This is a genomic window from Pseudomonas sp. VI4.1 (assembly GCF_002029345.1).
Taxonomy (GTDB): domain Bacteria; phylum Pseudomonadota; class Gammaproteobacteria; order Pseudomonadales; family Pseudomonadaceae; genus Aquipseudomonas.
Genome location: NZ_MULM01000111.1, coordinates 16,287 through 32,301, shown reverse-complemented (window position 1 = coordinate 32,301; position 16,015 = coordinate 16,287). Strand labels below are relative to the sequence as shown.

General features: G+C 63.1%; 10 protein-coding genes, 3 tRNA genes and 3 pseudogenes. All 16 read left to right on the top strand.

Annotated elements, in window-relative coordinates:
• A pseudogene (locus BZ163_RS06585) lies at nucleotides 1-1,577 on the top strand (FimV/HubP family polar landmark protein); the annotation flags it as partial.
• Between the two features lie 323 nt (nucleotides 1,578-1,900).
• Complete coding sequence (gene truA / locus BZ163_RS06580) at nucleotides 1,901-2,725, top strand: tRNA pseudouridine(38-40) synthase TruA (RefSeq protein ID WP_128870266.1); 825 nt, start codon at nucleotides 1,901-1,903, stop codon at nucleotides 2,723-2,725.
• Between the two features lie 63 nt (nucleotides 2,726-2,788).
• Complete coding sequence (locus BZ163_RS06575; RefSeq protein ID WP_128870263.1) at nucleotides 2,789-3,415, top strand: phosphoribosylanthranilate isomerase; 627 nt, start codon at nucleotides 2,789-2,791, stop codon at nucleotides 3,413-3,415.
• A 212-nt stretch (nucleotides 3,416-3,627) separates the two neighbouring features.
• On the top strand, nucleotides 3,628-4,548 hold the full coding sequence (gene accD, locus BZ163_RS06570) for an acetyl-CoA carboxylase, carboxyltransferase subunit beta (protein ID WP_128870262.1): 921 nt from the start codon (nucleotides 3,628-3,630) through the stop codon (nucleotides 4,546-4,548).
• Nucleotides 4,545-5,852 carry a bifunctional tetrahydrofolate synthase/dihydrofolate synthase gene (gene folC, locus BZ163_RS06565; protein WP_128870261.1) on the top strand — a complete coding sequence of 436 codons (1,308 nt, stop codon included), beginning with the start codon at nucleotides 4,545-4,547 and terminating at the stop codon, nucleotides 5,850-5,852. Before accD ends, folC begins: the two co-directional genes overlap by 4 nt.
• Nucleotides 5,836-6,507 (top strand): SPOR domain-containing protein, encoded by a 672-nt coding sequence (locus BZ163_RS06560; RefSeq protein WP_128870260.1) that lies wholly within the window; start codon nucleotides 5,836-5,838, stop codon nucleotides 6,505-6,507. Before folC ends, BZ163_RS06560 begins: the two co-directional genes overlap by 17 nt.
• Before the next feature lie 98 nt (nucleotides 6,508-6,605).
• On the top strand, nucleotides 6,606-7,166 hold the full coding sequence (locus tag BZ163_RS06555; protein ID WP_064676838.1) for a CvpA family protein: 561 nt from the start codon (nucleotides 6,606-6,608) through the stop codon (nucleotides 7,164-7,166).
• A gap of 41 nt (nucleotides 7,167-7,207) precedes the next feature.
• The gene (gene purF, locus BZ163_RS06550) at nucleotides 7,208-8,713 is read left to right on the top strand and encodes an amidophosphoribosyltransferase (protein ID WP_128870259.1); all 1,506 of its coding nucleotides are present in this window, start codon (nucleotides 7,208-7,210) and stop codon (nucleotides 8,711-8,713) included.
• Nucleotides 8,714-8,938: 225 nt separating this feature from the next.
• Complete coding sequence (locus BZ163_RS06545; protein ID WP_128870258.1) at nucleotides 8,939-10,150, top strand: O-succinylhomoserine sulfhydrylase; 1,212 nt, start codon at nucleotides 8,939-8,941, stop codon at nucleotides 10,148-10,150.
• A pseudogene (locus BZ163_RS06540) lies at nucleotides 10,147-10,924 on the top strand (SDR family oxidoreductase). The gene BZ163_RS06545 and the pseudogene BZ163_RS06540 overlap by 4 nt, the downstream one beginning before the upstream one ends.
• A gap of 285 nt (nucleotides 10,925-11,209) precedes the next feature.
• A tRNA-Val gene (locus BZ163_RS06535) sits at nucleotides 11,210-11,285 on the top strand.
• A gap of 54 nt (nucleotides 11,286-11,339) precedes the next feature.
• Nucleotides 11,340-11,416 (top strand) — tRNA-Asp (locus BZ163_RS06530).
• 93 nt (nucleotides 11,417-11,509) lie between these two features.
• Nucleotides 11,510-11,586, top strand: a tRNA-Asp gene (locus tag BZ163_RS06525).
• Between the two features lie 389 nt (nucleotides 11,587-11,975).
• Complete coding sequence (locus BZ163_RS06520) at nucleotides 11,976-12,485, top strand: sigma-70 family RNA polymerase sigma factor (RefSeq protein WP_128870257.1); 510 nt, start codon at nucleotides 11,976-11,978, stop codon at nucleotides 12,483-12,485.
• A complete protein-coding gene (locus BZ163_RS06515) occupies nucleotides 12,482-13,432 on the top strand; it encodes a FecR domain-containing protein (protein WP_256578956.1) in 951 nt (316 codons plus the stop codon). The genes BZ163_RS06520 and BZ163_RS06515 overlap by 4 nt, the downstream gene beginning before the upstream one ends.
• Nucleotides 13,433-13,499: 67 nt before the next feature.
• Nucleotides 13,500-15,922: pseudogene (locus tag BZ163_RS06510) on the top strand (TonB-dependent siderophore receptor).
• Nucleotides 15,923-16,015: the final 93 nt, after the last annotated feature.

Sequence of the window (16,015 nt, the reverse complement as noted above, 5' to 3'; positions counted from 1 at the left end):
GCCGGCCGCAACCGAGGCAACCCCGGCACCGGCCGAAACGCCAGTGGCGCGACGCCGGCAGCGTCCGATGAGCAGAAATACAACGAGTTGCTGACCAATCCGGCACTGCTGGGGCTGGTGGGTGGCGGGGCCGTGGTGCTGCTGCTGTTGCTGCTGTTGCTGCTTCGTCGCCGCAAAGCCCAGCAGGAAGCCGAGAAACACGTGCGCATGGCCCGGGAACTGGCCGAAGAGCAGCAAAACCCTGGCGAACAGGATTCGTCGGAAGATAGCTTCGAAGGCCTGGAAGTGTCGCCGCCAAGCGTGAAGCTCGATACCGCGCCAACGTCAGCGCCGGCTCCGGTGGCAGCTCCAGCGTTCGCGCCGGTGCCGGTGCCGGTGCCAGCGCCAGCGCCTGCCCGCGCTCCGGTGATTGCTCCGGTCGTGGTCTCGCGCCGATTGCCGCGCCGCTGGTATCGCCAGCGGTCGATCGCCACGACGACGATGTGCTGCGCAAGGCGCATACGCATTTTGCCGCCGGTCGCCTGAATCAGGCTGCCGCACTGCTCGAAGACAGCATCAAGTACGAACCGCAACGCAGCGACCTGCGCCTGAAGCTGATGGAAGTCTATGGCCAGCAGGGCAACCGAGTCGCGTTTGTCGCCCAGGAGCGCCAGCTGGTGGCCAACGGCGAGAACTTTACCCGGGTGGAACAGCTGAAACACCGCTTCCCGGCCATGGTCTTCGCCGTCGGCGGTGGTATCGCCGCTGCCTCCATGGCTGCCGAGCTGGATGCGCAATACGTCAGGGAGTTGCTGCTGGACGAGCCCGAGGCGCCAGCGGTGCCCGATGACTTCGACACGGTCTTCGATCTGAACCTGAAGGAACCGCAAAGTCCTGCGGCGGCACCCGCGGTGCCCGATGATTTCGACAGTGCCTTCGATCCGAGTCTGGATGAGCCACAAAGTCCTGCGGCAGTACCGCCTGCACCGGCATCGGACGCTGTGACGGAACTGGATGATTTTCCGCTGGAAGACGACTTGAGCTTCGATTCGGTGTTGCAACAGCAGACTGAAGTCAGGGAAAACCTCGACGACCTGTCGGACTTCGATCTGGACATGGACCTGGGCGGCGAGGCAACGCCTGCGATCCTGGCCGAAGACGATTTCCTGTTGAACCTGGATGACGAGGTCAAGGATCCCTCTGTTGCTGCAGCGCCGACCGCTCCGGAAATAGCCCCGGACGATCTCGAGTTGCCGGACGACTTCGACCTGTCGCTGGCCGATGAAATGGACGCCGCTGCCCCTCCGGACACCTTTGCCACCGACCTGAACGATGTCAATGCCGAGCTGGACAGTCTGTCGCAGAGCCTTGGCGAGCCGACCTTCACCGCGCAGGATGCCTTGGCTTCAGCCGATGACGAGCCGGAATTCGACTTCCTTTCCGGCGCCGACGAAGTCGCCACCAAGCTCGACCTGGCCCAGGCCTACATCGACATGGGCGATGCCGATGGGGCGCGGGATATCCTCAATGAGGTGGTGAACGAGGGGGATGCAGGGCAGAAGGACGAAGCCAAGGAACTGCTTTCGCGCCTGGCTTGATTGATTAATAAGGCTTGAGCAAAGCGGCAGTCCATGGGGCTGCCGTTTTTGTTTATGGCAAGTGATGCGATGGTGCCTGTCAGGCCGTCTTCGCGCGCAAGCCCGCTCCCACAATGAGTGGGGCCGGACATAGAGCTCGGCAACCCCGATCTCCTGTGGGAGCGGCGGTGCGACGATTCGACTTGCTCGCGAAGGGGCCGGTACATCCAACACAGTATCAACGGTTGCACTGGCATCCCGGAGCCGCAGCCTTATAATGCCCGCCTTTGCGTACATCAGCAGGCTGTCACTCCTTGGCAAATATAGATAACCCGGCCGCCGAAATGGCGGCCGACGGCGTTTTCCGGATCGCATTGGGCGTTGAATACAAAGGCTCGCGTTATCGCGGCTGGCAGCGCCAGGCGTCCGGCGTGCTCACCGTGCAGGAAACCCTCGAAAAGGCCCTGTCCAAAGTCGCCGATTCACCCGTGTCGCTGCTCTGCGCCGGACGCACCGACGCCGGTGTGCATGCGTGCGGGCAGGTGGTGCACTTCGACACGCCCGTCGAGCGCTCGATGAAAGCCTGGGTCATGGGCGCCAACATCAACTTGCCCCACGACGTCAGCGTCAGCTGGGCCAAGGTCATGCCGGCGCATTTTCATGCGCGCTTCAAGGCCATCGCCCGGCGCTATCGCTACGTGATCTACAACGATCAGATCCGTCCGGCGCACCTGAACGATGAAATCACCTGGAACCACCGCCCGCTCGACGTCGAGCGCATGGCCGAGGCGGCGCAGTACCTGGTCGGTACCCACGACTTCAGCGCTTTCCGCGCCGGTCAGTGCCAGGCCAAGTCGCCGATCAAGGAACTGCATCACCTGCGCGTCACCCGTCACGGCAAGATGATCGTGCTGGACATCCGCGCCAGTGCCTTCCTGCACCATATGGTGCGCAACATCGCCGGGGTGCTGATGACCATCGGTGCCGGCGAACGCCCGGTCGAGTGGATGAAAGAAGTCCTGGAGAGCCGCATTCGCCGCTCCGGCGGGGTGACGGCGCACCCGTTCGGCTTATATCTGGTGCAGGTCGAGTATCGCGACGAGTTCCAATTGCCCGAGCGTTACATCGGGCCTCACTTCTTGACCGGCTTCTCGGAACTTGACGGCTGACGCCTTCGAACGCTTTTGTTACCATCCGGGACTTTCTCGGATTTACCGTGGGGTTGTCTCGACATGTCGTCCGTTCGCAGCAAGATTTGCGGCATTACCCGCGCGGAGGATGCGTTGGCCGCGGTCGAGGCCGGGGCTGATGCCCTGGGCTTTGTGTTCTACGCCAAAAGCCCGCGGGCCGTGACGTTTGAACAGGCGCGCGCGATCATCAAGGCACTGCCGCCGTTCGTGACCACCGTGGGCCTGTTCGTCAACGCCAGCCGCTGCGAGTTGGGGGAAATCCTCGACGCCGTGCCGCTGGACCTGTTGCAGTTCCATGGCGACGAAACCGCGGCCGACTGCGAAGGCTGGCACCGCCCGTATATCAAGGCGCTGCGGGTCAAGGCGGGTGACGACATCGCGGCGGCGTGCGATGCGTTTCCAAGTGCCAGCGGGATCCTGCTCGATGCCTACGTCGAAGGCGTACCTGGCGGAACCGGGGAGGCGTTCGACTGGTCTCTGATACCGCAAGGCCTGAGCAAGCCGATTATCCTCGCGGGCGGCCTGACGCCGGACAACGTCGCCGAGGCCATTGCCCGGGTTCGGCCTTATGCGGTGGATGTCAGCGGCGGGGTAGAGGCAAGCAAGGGCATCAAGGATCATGCAAGGATTCAAGCGTTCATCAAGGCGGTACGCGGGGCGTTGATGTGACGGCTGGCAGACTGCCGCCGTCCACTGCACTGTACAAAAAAGATGCACCTGCACAAAGCAGGCATGGCTGAGGATGTTTTGGGTTGTACGCAGGTCGCGTGTCGCTGACCCGGCAACCCATCGATCATCGCCGCACACATGAATTTAGCTCAAGGGCATACGCGGGGCTGCGAACCAGAGCGTTCGGGCCACCGGTACTGGAGAAAGAAAGCATGAGCAACTGGTTAGTAGACAAACTGATCCCTTCGATCATGCGTTCCGAGGTCAAGAAGAGCTCGGTGCCTGAAGGTCTGTGGCACAAATGCCCGTCTTGCGAGGCTGTGTTGTATCGTCCGGAGCTGGAAAAGACCCTGGACGTTTGCCCCAAGTGCAATCACCACATGCGCATCGGCGCCCGCGCGCGCATCGACATCTTCCTCGACGTTGAAGGCCGTGCCGAACTGGGTGCGGACCTGGAGCCGGTCGACCGGCTGAAATTCCGCGACGGCAAGAAGTACAAGGATCGCCTGACCGCTGCGCAAAAGCAGACCGGCGAAAAAGACGCACTGATCTCCATGAGCGGCTCCCTGCTGGGCATGCCGGTGGTGGTGTCGGCCTTCGAATTCTCCTTCATGGGCGGTTCGATGGGCGCCATCGTCGGCGAGCGCTTCGTTCGCGCCGCCAACTACGCCCTGGAAAACCGTTGCCCGATGATCTGCTTCGCCGCCTCCGGTGGTGCGCGGATGCAGGAAGCCCTGATCTCGCTGATGCAAATGGCCAAGACCTCCGCGGTACTGGCGCGTCTGCGCGAAGAAGGCATTCCGTTCATCTCCGTCCTGACCGACCCGGTCTACGGCGGCGTTTCCGCCAGCCTGGCGATGCTCGGCGACGTGATCGTCGGTGAGCCGAAAGCCCTGATCGGCTTTGCCGGCCCGCGCGTGATCGAGCAGACCGTGCGCGAAAAACTGCCGGAAGGCTTCCAGCGCAGCGAGTTCCTGCTGGAACACGGCGCGATCGACATGATCATCCACCGTCAGGAGCTGCGTCCGCGCCTGGGTAACCTGCTGGCTCAAATGATGGGCCTGCCGACGCCTAAATTCGTCGCCGCCCCCATCGAACCGATCGTGGTTCCACCGGTACCTGCCAACATATGACCCAACGTACCCTTGGCGAGTGGCTCGCCTACCTGGAACAGTTGCACCCTTCGGCCATCGACATGGGGCTTGAGCGCTCGCAACAGGTAGCGTCCCGCATGGGGCTGGGCAAGCCGGCGCCTCGGGTGATCACGGTCACCGGCACCAACGGCAAGGGTTCCACCTGTGCGTTCGTGGCCTCGTTGCTGCGGGCGCAAGGGCTGAAAGTGGGCGTCTACAATTCGCCGCACCTGCTGCGCTACAACGAGCGGGTGCAGGTCAACGGCGTCGAAGCCACTGATGCCGAGCTCTGCCAGGCCTTCGTGGCCGTCGAGGCCGGTCGTGGCGACACGTCCCTGACATACTTCGAAATGGGCACCCTGGCGGCGTTCTGGCTGTTTCAACAGGCCGGCCTCGATGCGGTGGTGCTGGAGGTCGGGCTGGGCGGGCGCCTGGACACGGTCAACGTGGTGGACGCCGACATGGCGCTGGTCACCAGCATCGGCGTCGATCACGCCGATTACCTGGGCGACACCCGTGAGTCCGTGGCCTTCGAAAAAGCCGGGATCTTCCGCCAGGGCGCGCCTGCGCTCTGCGGCGACCTGAACCCTCCGCAAACCCTGCTGGACAAGGCGCGCGAGCTCGATTGCCGGTTTTTCCTGCGTGGCCGCGATTTTGACCTGGGCGTGACCGATCACGCCTGGCAATGGCGCGGTCTTGACGCGCAAGGGCGGGTAGTCGAACTGCGTGATCTGCCGTTGCTCGATCTGCCGATGGAAAACGCCGCGCTGGCGCTGCAAGCCTATCTGCTGCTCGACCTGCCTTGGGACGATGCGCAGATCAGGGCTGCCCTGCAAGCAACGCGGGTGGTCGGTCGTCTCGATCGCCGCCAGTTCGATTGGCAGGGCAAGCGGCTGAACCTGTTGCTGGACGTGGGGCACAACCCCCATGCGGCCGAATATCTGGCCCGCCGCCTGGCCAGCCAGCCCCCGGCCGGCAAGCGTCTGGCGGTGTTCGGCTTGCTGGCGGACAAGGATCTGGATGGTGTTGTCGGCGAATTGAATGCTAGTGTCGAGCATTGGGCCGTCGCGCCGCTGGATTCGCCGCGGGCACGACCGGTCGGCGATTTGCACCGGGCGCTACAGAACCTCGGCGCGTCGGTAACGTCCTATGACAGTGTGGCCGCCGCTCTGGAAGGCCAGTGTGCACAGGCGACGAGCGACGACGAGATTCTGTTGTTCGGATCATTTTATTGTGTCGCCGAGGCCCTCGAATGGCTGGCCCGGCGCTCCACGGAGGACGCGGCAAATGGCATTGCTGGATAAGGCATACAAACAGCGCATGGTCGGCGCCCTGGTTCTGGTGGCGCTGGCGGTGATTTTCCTGCCGATGCTGTTTTCCCGCCAGGACGAACAGCGTCAGGTGAGCGTCGAGGCGCCGGCCGCCCCGCAAGCGCCAGCAGTGCCACAAGTGCAGGTCGAGCCGGTGGTGGTGCCCGAGCCGCAAGCCTTGCCGCAGGAGCCGGTGCCGAGCGACGATGAAATCGCTCAGCAGGAACAACCATCGACGCCGATTGCCCCGAGTGCGCCAGTAGCGCCGGCACCCGCCGCCAAACCGGTGACACCGGCTCCGGCACCCGTGCCGACGAACAAGCCGACCACTGCGCCGTCCCAGCCGATCACGGCCGGGCCCGGTGCATCGGGCAAACCGGGTACCACCCAGAGCCGGGTCGACGCCAACGGCCTGTCGGTCAGCTGGTCGGTGCAAGTGGCCAGCCTGGCGAACCGGGCCAGCGCCGAAAGCCTGCAGAAAAAGCTGCGCAGCCAGGGCTACAACGCCGATATCCGCGCGCCGACGGTGAACCGGGTGTTCGTCGGGCCGCTGATCGAGCGCGCGGAGGCCGATCGCCTGCGTGACTTGCTGAGTCGCCAGCAGAACCTCAAGGGCTTTGTCGTGCGTTTCCAGCCGGAACGCGGTTAAAACTATCGCGCCGATTTGTAATGCACGGTCAATCGCAGCTTACCGATAAGCATGGGCTCTGCTAAAATGCGCCGCCTTATCCGTCTGTAGGCTGCACTGTGCCATTTACCTGGGTTGATTGGGCGATTGTTGCCATCGTCGCCATCTCCGCATTGATCAGTCTGAGCCGCGGCTTCGTCAAGGAAGCATTATCGCTGGTGACCTGGATCATCGCAGGAGTCGTCGCCTGGCTGTTCGGCGGTGCATTGTCCGAATACCTCGTCGGGTACATCGAAACGCCATCGGCTCGTGTGATCACGGGCTGTGCCATCATGTTTGTCGCCACGCTGATCGTAGGCGCAATGATCAATTATCTTATCGGCGAGTTGGTTCGCGTCACCGGGCTCTCCGGGACCGATCGATTCCTCGGCATGGCCTTCGGCGCCGCGCGTGGCGTGTTGCTGGTGGTCGTGGCGGTCGGGCTGTTGAGCCTGGGGCCGGTACAGCAGGACGAGTGGTGGAAGCAATCGCAACTCGTGCCAAAATTTTTATTGGTCGCTGACTGGTCCAAAAACCTGATTCTCGGGTGGAGCAGTCAGTGGCTGGCCAGCGGTATCAGCGTACCCGCTGAGATACCGTTCAAGGAGCACCTCTTGCCGACGGCCAAAACGCCTCAGTGAGTTGTGTTCAGTTCAGATCCATTAAGTAGGGGTTGCGTCGCATGTGTGGCATCGTCGGTATCGTCGGTAAGTCGAACGTCAATCAGGCGCTGTATGACGCGCTAACCGTCCTCCAGCACCGCGGCCAGGACGCTGCCGGTATCGTGACCAGCCATGATGGCCGGTTATTCCTGCGCAAGGACAATGGCCTGGTGCGTGACGTGTTCCATCAGCGTCACATGCAGCGCCTGGTCGGCCACATGGGCATTGGCCATGTGCGTTACCCGACCGCGGGCAGCTCGACTTCGGCCGAAGCCCAACCGTTTTACGTCAACTCGCCTTACGGCATCACCCTGGCGCACAACGGTAACCTGACCAACGTTGAACAGCTGGCCAAGGAGATTTACGAATCTGACCTGCGCCACGTCAACACCAACTCCGATTCGGAAGTGCTGCTCAACGTGTTCGCGCACGAGCTGGCCCAGCGCGGCAAGCTGCAGCCGACCGAAGAAGACGTCTTTGCGGCCGTCACCGACGTGCACAACCGTTGCGTCGGCGGTTACGCCGTGGTTGCGATGGTGACCGGTTACGGCATCGTCGGTTTCCGCGACCCGCATGGCATCCGCCCGATCGTGTTCGGCCAGCGTCACACCGACGAAGGCGTCGAGTACATGATCGCCTCCGAAAGCGTGTCCCTGGACGTGCTCGGTTTCACCCTGATTCGCGACCTCGCGCCGGGCGAAGCGGTCTACATCACTGAAGACGGCAAGCTGCACACCCGTCAGTGCGCGATCAACCCGTCCCTGACACCGTGCATCTTCGAACACGTCTACCTGGCGCGTCCGGATTCGATCATCGACGGCGTCTCGGTGTACAAGGCCCGCCTGCGCATGGGCGAGAAGCTCGCCGACAAGATCCTGCGCGAGCGTCCGGATCACGACATCGACGTGGTCATCCCGATCCCGGACACCAGCCGCACCGCGGCCCTGGAGCTGGCGAACCACCTGGGCGTGAAGTTCCGCGAAGGCTTCGTGAAGAACCGCTACATCGGCCGGACCTTCATCATGCCGGGCCAGGCGGCACGGAAAAAATCCGTACGCCAGAAGCTCAACGCGATCGAACTGGAATTCCGCGGCAAGAACGTGATGCTGGTGGACGACTCGATCGTGCGCGGCACCACCTGCAAGCAGATCATCCAGATGGCGCGCGAAGCCGGCGCCAAGAACGTCTACTTCTGCTCCGCGGCACCGGCCGTGCGTTACCCGAACGTCTACGGCATCGACATGCCGAGCGCCCACGAACTGATCGCCCACAACCGTTCGACCCAGGACGTGGCCGACCTGATCGGCGCCGACTGGTTGATCTATCAGGACTTGCCTGACTTGATCGAAGCGGTCGGTGGCGGCAAGATCAAGATCGAGAAGTTCGATTGCGCGGTGTTCGACGGCCAGTACGTGACCGGCGACGTCGACGAGGCTTACCTGAACAAGATCGAGCAGGCGCGCAACGATGCCTCCAAGGTCAAGACCCAGGCGGTCAGTGCGATCATCGATCTGTACAACAACTAATGTAACAACCGGCCTGTTGTGGGTGCGCTTGTGTGTAGGAGCTGGCTGGTGTAGGAGCTGGCTTGCCAGCGAATGGGGCGTCACATTCAACATCATAGTTGCCTGTGCCGCCGTCTTCGCTGCAAGCCAGCTCCTACACAGGCCAGCTCCTACAGGGGGCCCCCTCCAGGCCGGTTTTGTATCTATTACGCTTTTTATTTCAAGAGCAGGGCAAGGAGTGACAGCATGAGTCAGGATTGGGATGCCGGTCGGCTGGACAGCGACCTCGAAGGCGTAGCGTTCGATACCCTGGCCGTCCGCGCCGGTCAGCACCGCACGCCGGAAGGCGAACACGGTGATCCGATGTTCTTCACCTCCAGCTACGTATTCCGTACCGCTGCCGACGCGGCGGCTCGTTTTGCCGGGGAAGTGCCGGGCAACGTCTATTCGCGCTACACCAACCCGACCGTGCGCGCGTTCGAAGAGCGCATCGCCGCGCTGGAAAGCGCCGAGCAAGCGGTGGCCACGGCCACGGGCATGGCGGCAATCATGGCGGTGGTGATGAGCCTGTGCAGCGCCGGCGATCACGTGCTGGTATCGCGCAGCGTATTCGGCTCGACCATCAGCCTGTTCGAGAAGTACTTCAAGCGCTTCGGCATCGAAGTCGACTACGTGCCCCTGGCGGACTTGTCCGGTTGGGATGCGGCGATCAAGGCCAATACCAAACTGCTGTTCGTCGAGTCGCCGTCCAACCCGCTGGCGGAGTTGGTGGACATCGCCGAGCTGTCGAACATCGCTCACGCCAAAGGCGCGATGCTGGTGGTCGACAACTGCTTCTGCACCCCGGCCTTGCAGCAACCGCTGAAGCTGGGCGCGGACATCGTCGTGCACTCGGCGACCAAGTTCATCGACGGCCAGGGCCGATGCATGGGCGGCGTGGTCGCCGGTCGTAGCGAACAGATGAAAGAAGTGGTCGGTTTCCTGCGCACGGCCGGGCCGACCCTGAGCCCGTTCAACGCCTGGATCTTCCTCAAGGGCCTGGAAACCCTGGGCCTGCGGATGAAGGCCCATTGTGCCAACGCCCAGCAGCTGGCCGAGTGGCTGGAGCGGCAGGACGGCATCGAGAAAGTCCATTACGCCGGCCTCGAGAGCCACCCGCAGCACGCACTGGCCTTGCGTCAGCAGAAGGGCTTCGGCGCGGTAGTGAGCTTCGAGGTCAAGGGCGGCAAAGAGGGCGCCTGGCGCTTTATCGATGCGACGCGCCTGATTTCCATCACCGCCAACCTCGGCGACACCAAGACCACCATCACTCACCCGAGCACCACCTCCCACGGCCGTCTGGCGCCGCAGGAGCGTGAAGCCGCGGGCATCCGTGACAGCCTGATCCGCATCGCGGTCGGCCTGGAAGACGTGGCAGACCTGCAAGCCGATCTGGCGCGCGGCCTGGCTGCGCTGTGATCCAATTGTCGACGCCGGGCACCGGCACCAACGGCCGCGTCGCCCTGGTCACCGGGGCTGCGCGCGGCATCGGCCTGGGCATTGCGGCGTGGTTGATCAGCGAAGGCTGGCAAGTGGTGCTGACCGACCTGGACCGGGCACGGGGCTCGAAAGTGGCGAAGGTGCTGGGCGACAACGCCTGGTTCATCGCCATGGACGTCTCCAGCGAAGGGCAGGTGGCGCTGGGCGTCGCCGAAGTGCTGGGGCAATTCGGCCGACTGGATGCGCTGGTGTGCAACGCGGCAGTAGCCGATCCGCATAACATCACCCTCGAAAGCCTCGATCTGGCGTACTGGAACCGGGTGCTGGCGGTGAACCTCAGCGGGCCGATGCTGTTGGCCAAGCACTGCGCGCCGTACCTGCGCGCCCACAGCGGGGCGATCGTCAACCTGGCCTCGACCCGCGCCGGGCAGTCGGAGCCCGACACCGAGGCCTACGCGGCGAGCAAGGGCGGCCTGTTGGCCCTGACGCACGCCCTGGCGATCAGCCTCGGGCCGGAAATCCGCGTCAACGCGGTCAGCCCGGGCTGGCCTCGATGCGCGAGACCCGTCGGTGCGCCGTGCCGAGCCGCTGACCGACGCCGACCATGCCCAGCATCCGGCGGGCAGGGTAGGGACGGTCGAGGACGTGGCGGCGATGGTGGCGTGGTTGCTGTCGAAGAATGCCGGGTTTGTCACGGGGCAGGAGTTCGTGGTGGATGGCGGGATGACCAAGAAGATGATTTATAGCGAGTAGTAGGGCGGGGGAGTTGTCCCCAGCATTGATGTTGAATGTGCCCCCCCTCTTCGCGGGCAAGCCCGCTCCCACAGTGATCTAAGGTGTGCACACTATTTTTCACACACTGGATAACCCTGTGGGAGCGGGCTTGCCCGCGAAGGCGGTCTGACTGCAAAAGGATGATTGTGGGTAATGCCATCACCTTGCGAAATGACACGATTTTGTCTTTTTCAGAAAAACTTCAAGCAGGCTATTGACTTAGCTTCGTTAGATGCGTAAATTTCGCGGCCTCAGAGAAGCAAAGGGTGATTAGCTCAGCTGGGAGAGCGTCTGCCTTACAAGCAGAATGTCGGCGGTTCGATCCCGTCATCACCCACCACTTCTTGAGAATCTTGCGCAAGCAAGAAGGAAGCTGAAAAGCCTCCACCGACGCGCAGCGGTAGTTCAGTCGGTTAGAATACCGGCCTGTCACGCCGGGGGTCGCGGGTTCGAGTCCCGTCCGCTGCGCCATATTTGCGAGTCAGGTGTTACCTGGCTCGAGATTGAAAAGCCTCGAAGCTTTCCAGTCACACGAGTTACCTGGACGCAAGTCCACAGCGATACGCAGCGGTAGTTCAGTCGGTTAGAATACCGGCCTGTCACGCCGGGGGTCGCGGGTTCGAGTCCCGTCCGCTGCGCCATATCTGCACCAAGGCCCACTGAACGCCTGGGTGCTACGAAGAAGATTGCTGGCTAGCCAGTGTCTGATTCGAGTCGATAGCAAAGACCCTGGTCGAAAGACCGGGGTTTTTTGTGCCTGCGATTTGGCTTTTGCTCCTTTTCCCTCGCGCCGCCTCTCATGTTCGTGCCCGTCGATCCGGTAGGCGCGCTGATCCTGGCTTCTTCAACGCTGGCGCTCAAAAGGGCCCAGCCCGGCTCAGCCGGGGCCTGCGTGGCCGATGCTGCCCGGCTTTCATTCAGCTCACCCCATTATTCCCCAGGGTAAACCGCATAAAAGGCTTGGTTTGAACTAACAACACTAATTAGAATGAGTCGCATTTAAAATATTTCCTGCGCAGGGTTCCTTGACATGAGTGAAGCAGCGATGCCGGCGGCGCAAAATTTCCACGACTTGTACCGCGACCATCGTAGCTGGCTGGAAAGCTGGCTGAGGCGACGCATGAGCAATGGCAGCGATGCGGCGGACCTGAGCCAGGATACTTTCGTGCGGGTGCTCGCCAGCTCCCAGCGCATTGCCGACCTGCAGGAACCCCGCGCCTATCTGGCGACCGTCGGCAAGCGGCTGCTGGCCAACTTCTATCAGCGGCGCAGTCTCGAACAAGCCTACCTCGATGCCCTGGCGCTGCTGCCGGAGGAGTGTGCGCCGTCGCCCGAGCAACGCTGGTTGCTGTTGGAAACCCTGCAAGCCCTGGACGAATTGCTTGATGGATTGCCGGTCGCGGTGCGACGGGCCTTTCTCTGGAGCCAACTGGAAGGCCTGGGTTATGCCGAGATCGCCGAGCGCCTGCAAGTCTCGCAGCGCACGATCAAACGCTACATGGCCCAAGCCTACGAACATTGCCTGCTGGTGGAATGGTGATCGCTTCGCCCCCTTCGGCCGAAGCCCGCCAGGTCGTGCGAGCCGCCGCTCAATGGCTGGCACTCATGGAATCGGGCGCCGCCAATGACCGTGACCGGGCCAATCTGCAGCACTGGCGTGACAGCCATCCCAGTCACGAACAGGCCTGGCAGAAGGCCCAACTGTTGCGCCAGCGCTTTGCCGACCTGCCGTCGACACTGGCCATGGCCAGCCTGGATCGGCCGCAGGCCAGTCGGCGCCAGGTGCTCAAGCGCGCCGTGGGGGCGGTGGCGTTGGTGCCGACCGCCTGGCTGATCAGCCGGCAGCTGCCGCTGGATGCCTGGCGCGCCGACCTGCGCACCGCCACCGGGGAGGGCAAAAAAGTCCAGTTGGCCGATGGCAGCTCGCTGCAATTGAACACCGCGAGTGCCGTCGATATCGACTTGAAGCACCGGCGACTGACCCTGGTGGAAGGCGAGATAGCGCTGAACGTGCCCGGGACCTCGCCGCTGACGATCCAGACGCACTTCGGCCAAGTTGTCGTCAGTCAGAGCCAGGTCTGCGTGCGTCAGGGGCAGACGGGGTGCAAGGTGTCGGTGCTCAAAGGCGCGGTGCAGTTGCAGCCATTGCGCGGCCCGGTCTTTTCGTTGCGCGCCGGCCAGCAAGTCAGCCTGCTGGCGGCGGGGGCCGGTGCGGTGGAGCCATTCGACGTGCTCGCCCCCGGCTGGCGTGACGGCGTGCTGATGGCGCAGAACCAGCCCCTGGGGGATTTTCTGCGGGAACTCGGCAGCTATCGCCCGGGCGTGTTGCGCTGGGAGCCGGCGCTCGAATCCCTGCGCGTCACCGGCAGTTTCCGTCTGGAAGACACCGATCGCATCCTGTCGTTGCTGGCGTCCAGCTTGCCGCTGGAGGTGCATAGGCGCACCCGGTATTGGGTGACCTTGCGGTCGCGCAAAAATATTGCATGAGGGCTGTCCCTTTTTTTCGCGCCGCTTGTCATTCAAGGCAAGTGAAACGAAATCAGAGAGATTCTCAATGCCCGTAGTGATGCCCCGCAGTACGCGCCTGGCGCCTTCCAGGTTGCGCCCGTTGTTGCACCTGAGTCTGCTGTTGAGTCTGGGTGCCTGTCCTTTATTCGCCGCAGTGAGCTACGCCGAAGACGGTCCCCGTCGCAGTTACCAGGTGCCCGCCGCAGCCTCAGCGCCGCGTTGACCCGTTTCGCCGGACTGGCCGGGGTCAACCTGTCGGTAGACCCGGCGCTGGTCAGCGGTCGCAACAGCCCCGGGCTGTCGGGTAACTACGCGGTCGAGGAGGGCTTCGCGCGGTTGCTGCAGGGTTCCGGGCTGCAACTGCAGCCGGTGGGCGAACAGGCTTACATCCTGACCCCGGCGCCTGAAGGCGGCAGCCTGCAACTGGCCCCCACGTCGATTCTCGGGGCCACGGGCGGGGAGGGCGGCGATGTCTATGCGGGTGGGCAGGTCGCGCGCCGCACTTCGCAAGGCTTGCTCGGCTCCAAGGACTTCATGGAAACGCCCTTCAGCGTGACCACCTACACCAGCGAAGCGGTCAAGAACCAGCAGGCCCGTACCTTGGGCGACCTGATCGCCAGCGACCCCTCGGTTCGCGCCACCAACCCGGCGGGCGGGCGGTATGAGCAGTTCACCATTCGCGGGTTGAGCCTGTTCAACAGTGATGTCGCCTACAACGGGCTGTATGGCATCCTGCCGACCTATACCATCGACATGGAGATGGCGGACCGCGTCGACGTCATCAAAGGCCCGAGCCAGCTGATCAACGGCATCTCGCCGCGGGGCAGCGTGGGGGGCGGGATCAACGTGGTGCCCAAGCGCGCGACCGACAAACCCATCACCTCGTTTACCGGCATGTATGCGTCCGACAGCCAGGTCGGCGGTGCCGTGGATGTCGGCCGGCGCTTTGGCGAGGACAACAAGTTCGGTCTGCGTTTCAACGGCGTGAAGCAGTCCGGCGACACCGAATGGGATCACCAGAACGTCGACCGCGAGATGGCCGTGCTGGGCCTGGACTTTCGGGGTGAACGCCTGCGGCTCTCCACGGATATCGGCCGTACCGAACGTGACACTGATGCGCCGCAGGAACGGGTGCAGGTCGGCCCCAACGCGCAGGTCCCCCGTGCCAGCGATGTGCGCCGCAACTATGCGCAGCCCTGGAGCCAGGCGAGCACCAACGACACCTTCGGCACGGTGAGCGCTGAATACGATGTCAACGATTCCGTCATGGTGTACGGCGGCGCGGGCGCGCGCAAAAGTAACCATGACTTCCTGCGCCATGCCGTTGCGGTCACCAACGACGCCGGCGATTTCAGCGTGCAACCGCGTGATTTCACCCGTGACGAAAATGTCCGCACGGCCACGGCAGGGGGGCGCAACTGGTTCCATACCGGCCCGGTGAGCCACGAAGTCAACCTGGCCGCCAGCTACTTCTACATGGACTTTGAAAACGGCGGCGCCCGTTATGGCGCGGCCCCGAGCAACATCTACAACCCGGTGGAAACACCAACCCCGAACACCCCGACCCGACTCGATTCGAAGGTCTACACCGAGAACCGCTTCAGCGGCGTGGCGTTGTCCGACACCCTCGGCTTCTTCGATGACCGGCTGCTGCTGACCCTCGGCGCCCGCTGGCAGCGGGTCCAGGTGGACGACTGGACGGATAACGTCAAAGGCGCCACCGCCTACGACGAGGAAAAGGTTTCGCCGTCGGGCGGTATCCTGTTCAAGGCGACCGACAAGCTGTCGCTGTATGCCAACTACATGGAAGGCCTGAGCCAAGGCAAGATCGCGCCGTCGACCTCGGTGAACGAGGACGAGATCTTCCCGCCGTTCATCAGCCGCCAGATCGAGGCCGGTGCCAAGTATGACGCCGGTGCATTCGCCGTGACCGCCGCGGTGTTCCGGATCAAGCAGCCGGCCTACGAGACCAACGCCACCACGCGCGTCTTCGGCCCCAACGGCAAGCGTGAGAACACGGGTGTGGAGCTGAGCGTGTTCGGCGAACCGCTCGACGGTTTCCGCCTGCTCGGCGGTGTCATGTACATCGACAGCAAGTTGAAGGAAACCACCAATGGCACCTTCGACGGCAACCGGGCGCCGGCCACGCCCAAATACAACGTCAACCTGGGCGCCGAGTGGGACGTGCCGACCGTCCAGGGCCTGACCCTGACCAGCCGCGGCATCTATTCCAGCTCGCAGTACCTGGACCAGTCCAACAACAAGGAAATCGATTCCTGGGAGCGTTTCGACGTGGGCGCACGCTACGCGTTCAAGGTCGAGCAAAAGAACATCACCCTGCGGGCCAATATCGAGAACGTGGCAGACAAGCGCTACTGGAGTTCGGCCGGCGCCTCGGATGACAGCGAGCCTGGCTTGACGCTGTCGACCCCGCGCACTTACCTGCTTTCGGCGACCGTCGACTTCTGATTTATCCGTTTCATACGCCCCAGGGACGGGGCGTCTTCGTTGGACGGATTCGTATAGAGGAAGATCATATGCACACTGTCAGTTAAATAACGA

Coding starts and splice junctions, on each gene's coding strand:
- truA (WP_128870266.1), top strand. CDS start 1,901: ATGGCGGCCGACGGCGTTTTCCGGATCGCATTGGGCGTTGAATACAAA.
- BZ163_RS06575 (WP_128870263.1), top strand. CDS start 2,789: ATGTCGTCCGTTCGCAGCAAGATTTGCGGCATTACCCGCGCGGAGGAT.
- accD (WP_128870262.1), top strand. CDS start 3,628: ATGAGCAACTGGTTAGTAGACAAACTGATCCCTTCGATCATGCGTTCC.
- folC (WP_128870261.1), top strand. CDS start 4,545: ATGACCCAACGTACCCTTGGCGAGTGGCTCGCCTACCTGGAACAGTTG.
- BZ163_RS06560 (WP_128870260.1), top strand. CDS start 5,836: ATGGCATTGCTGGATAAGGCATACAAACAGCGCATGGTCGGCGCCCTG.
- purF (WP_128870259.1), top strand. CDS start 7,208: ATGTGTGGCATCGTCGGTATCGTCGGTAAGTCGAACGTCAATCAGGCG.
- BZ163_RS06545 (WP_128870258.1), top strand. CDS start 8,939: ATGAGTCAGGATTGGGATGCCGGTCGGCTGGACAGCGACCTCGAAGGC.
- BZ163_RS06520 (WP_128870257.1), top strand. CDS start 11,976: ATGAGTGAAGCAGCGATGCCGGCGGCGCAAAATTTCCACGACTTGTAC.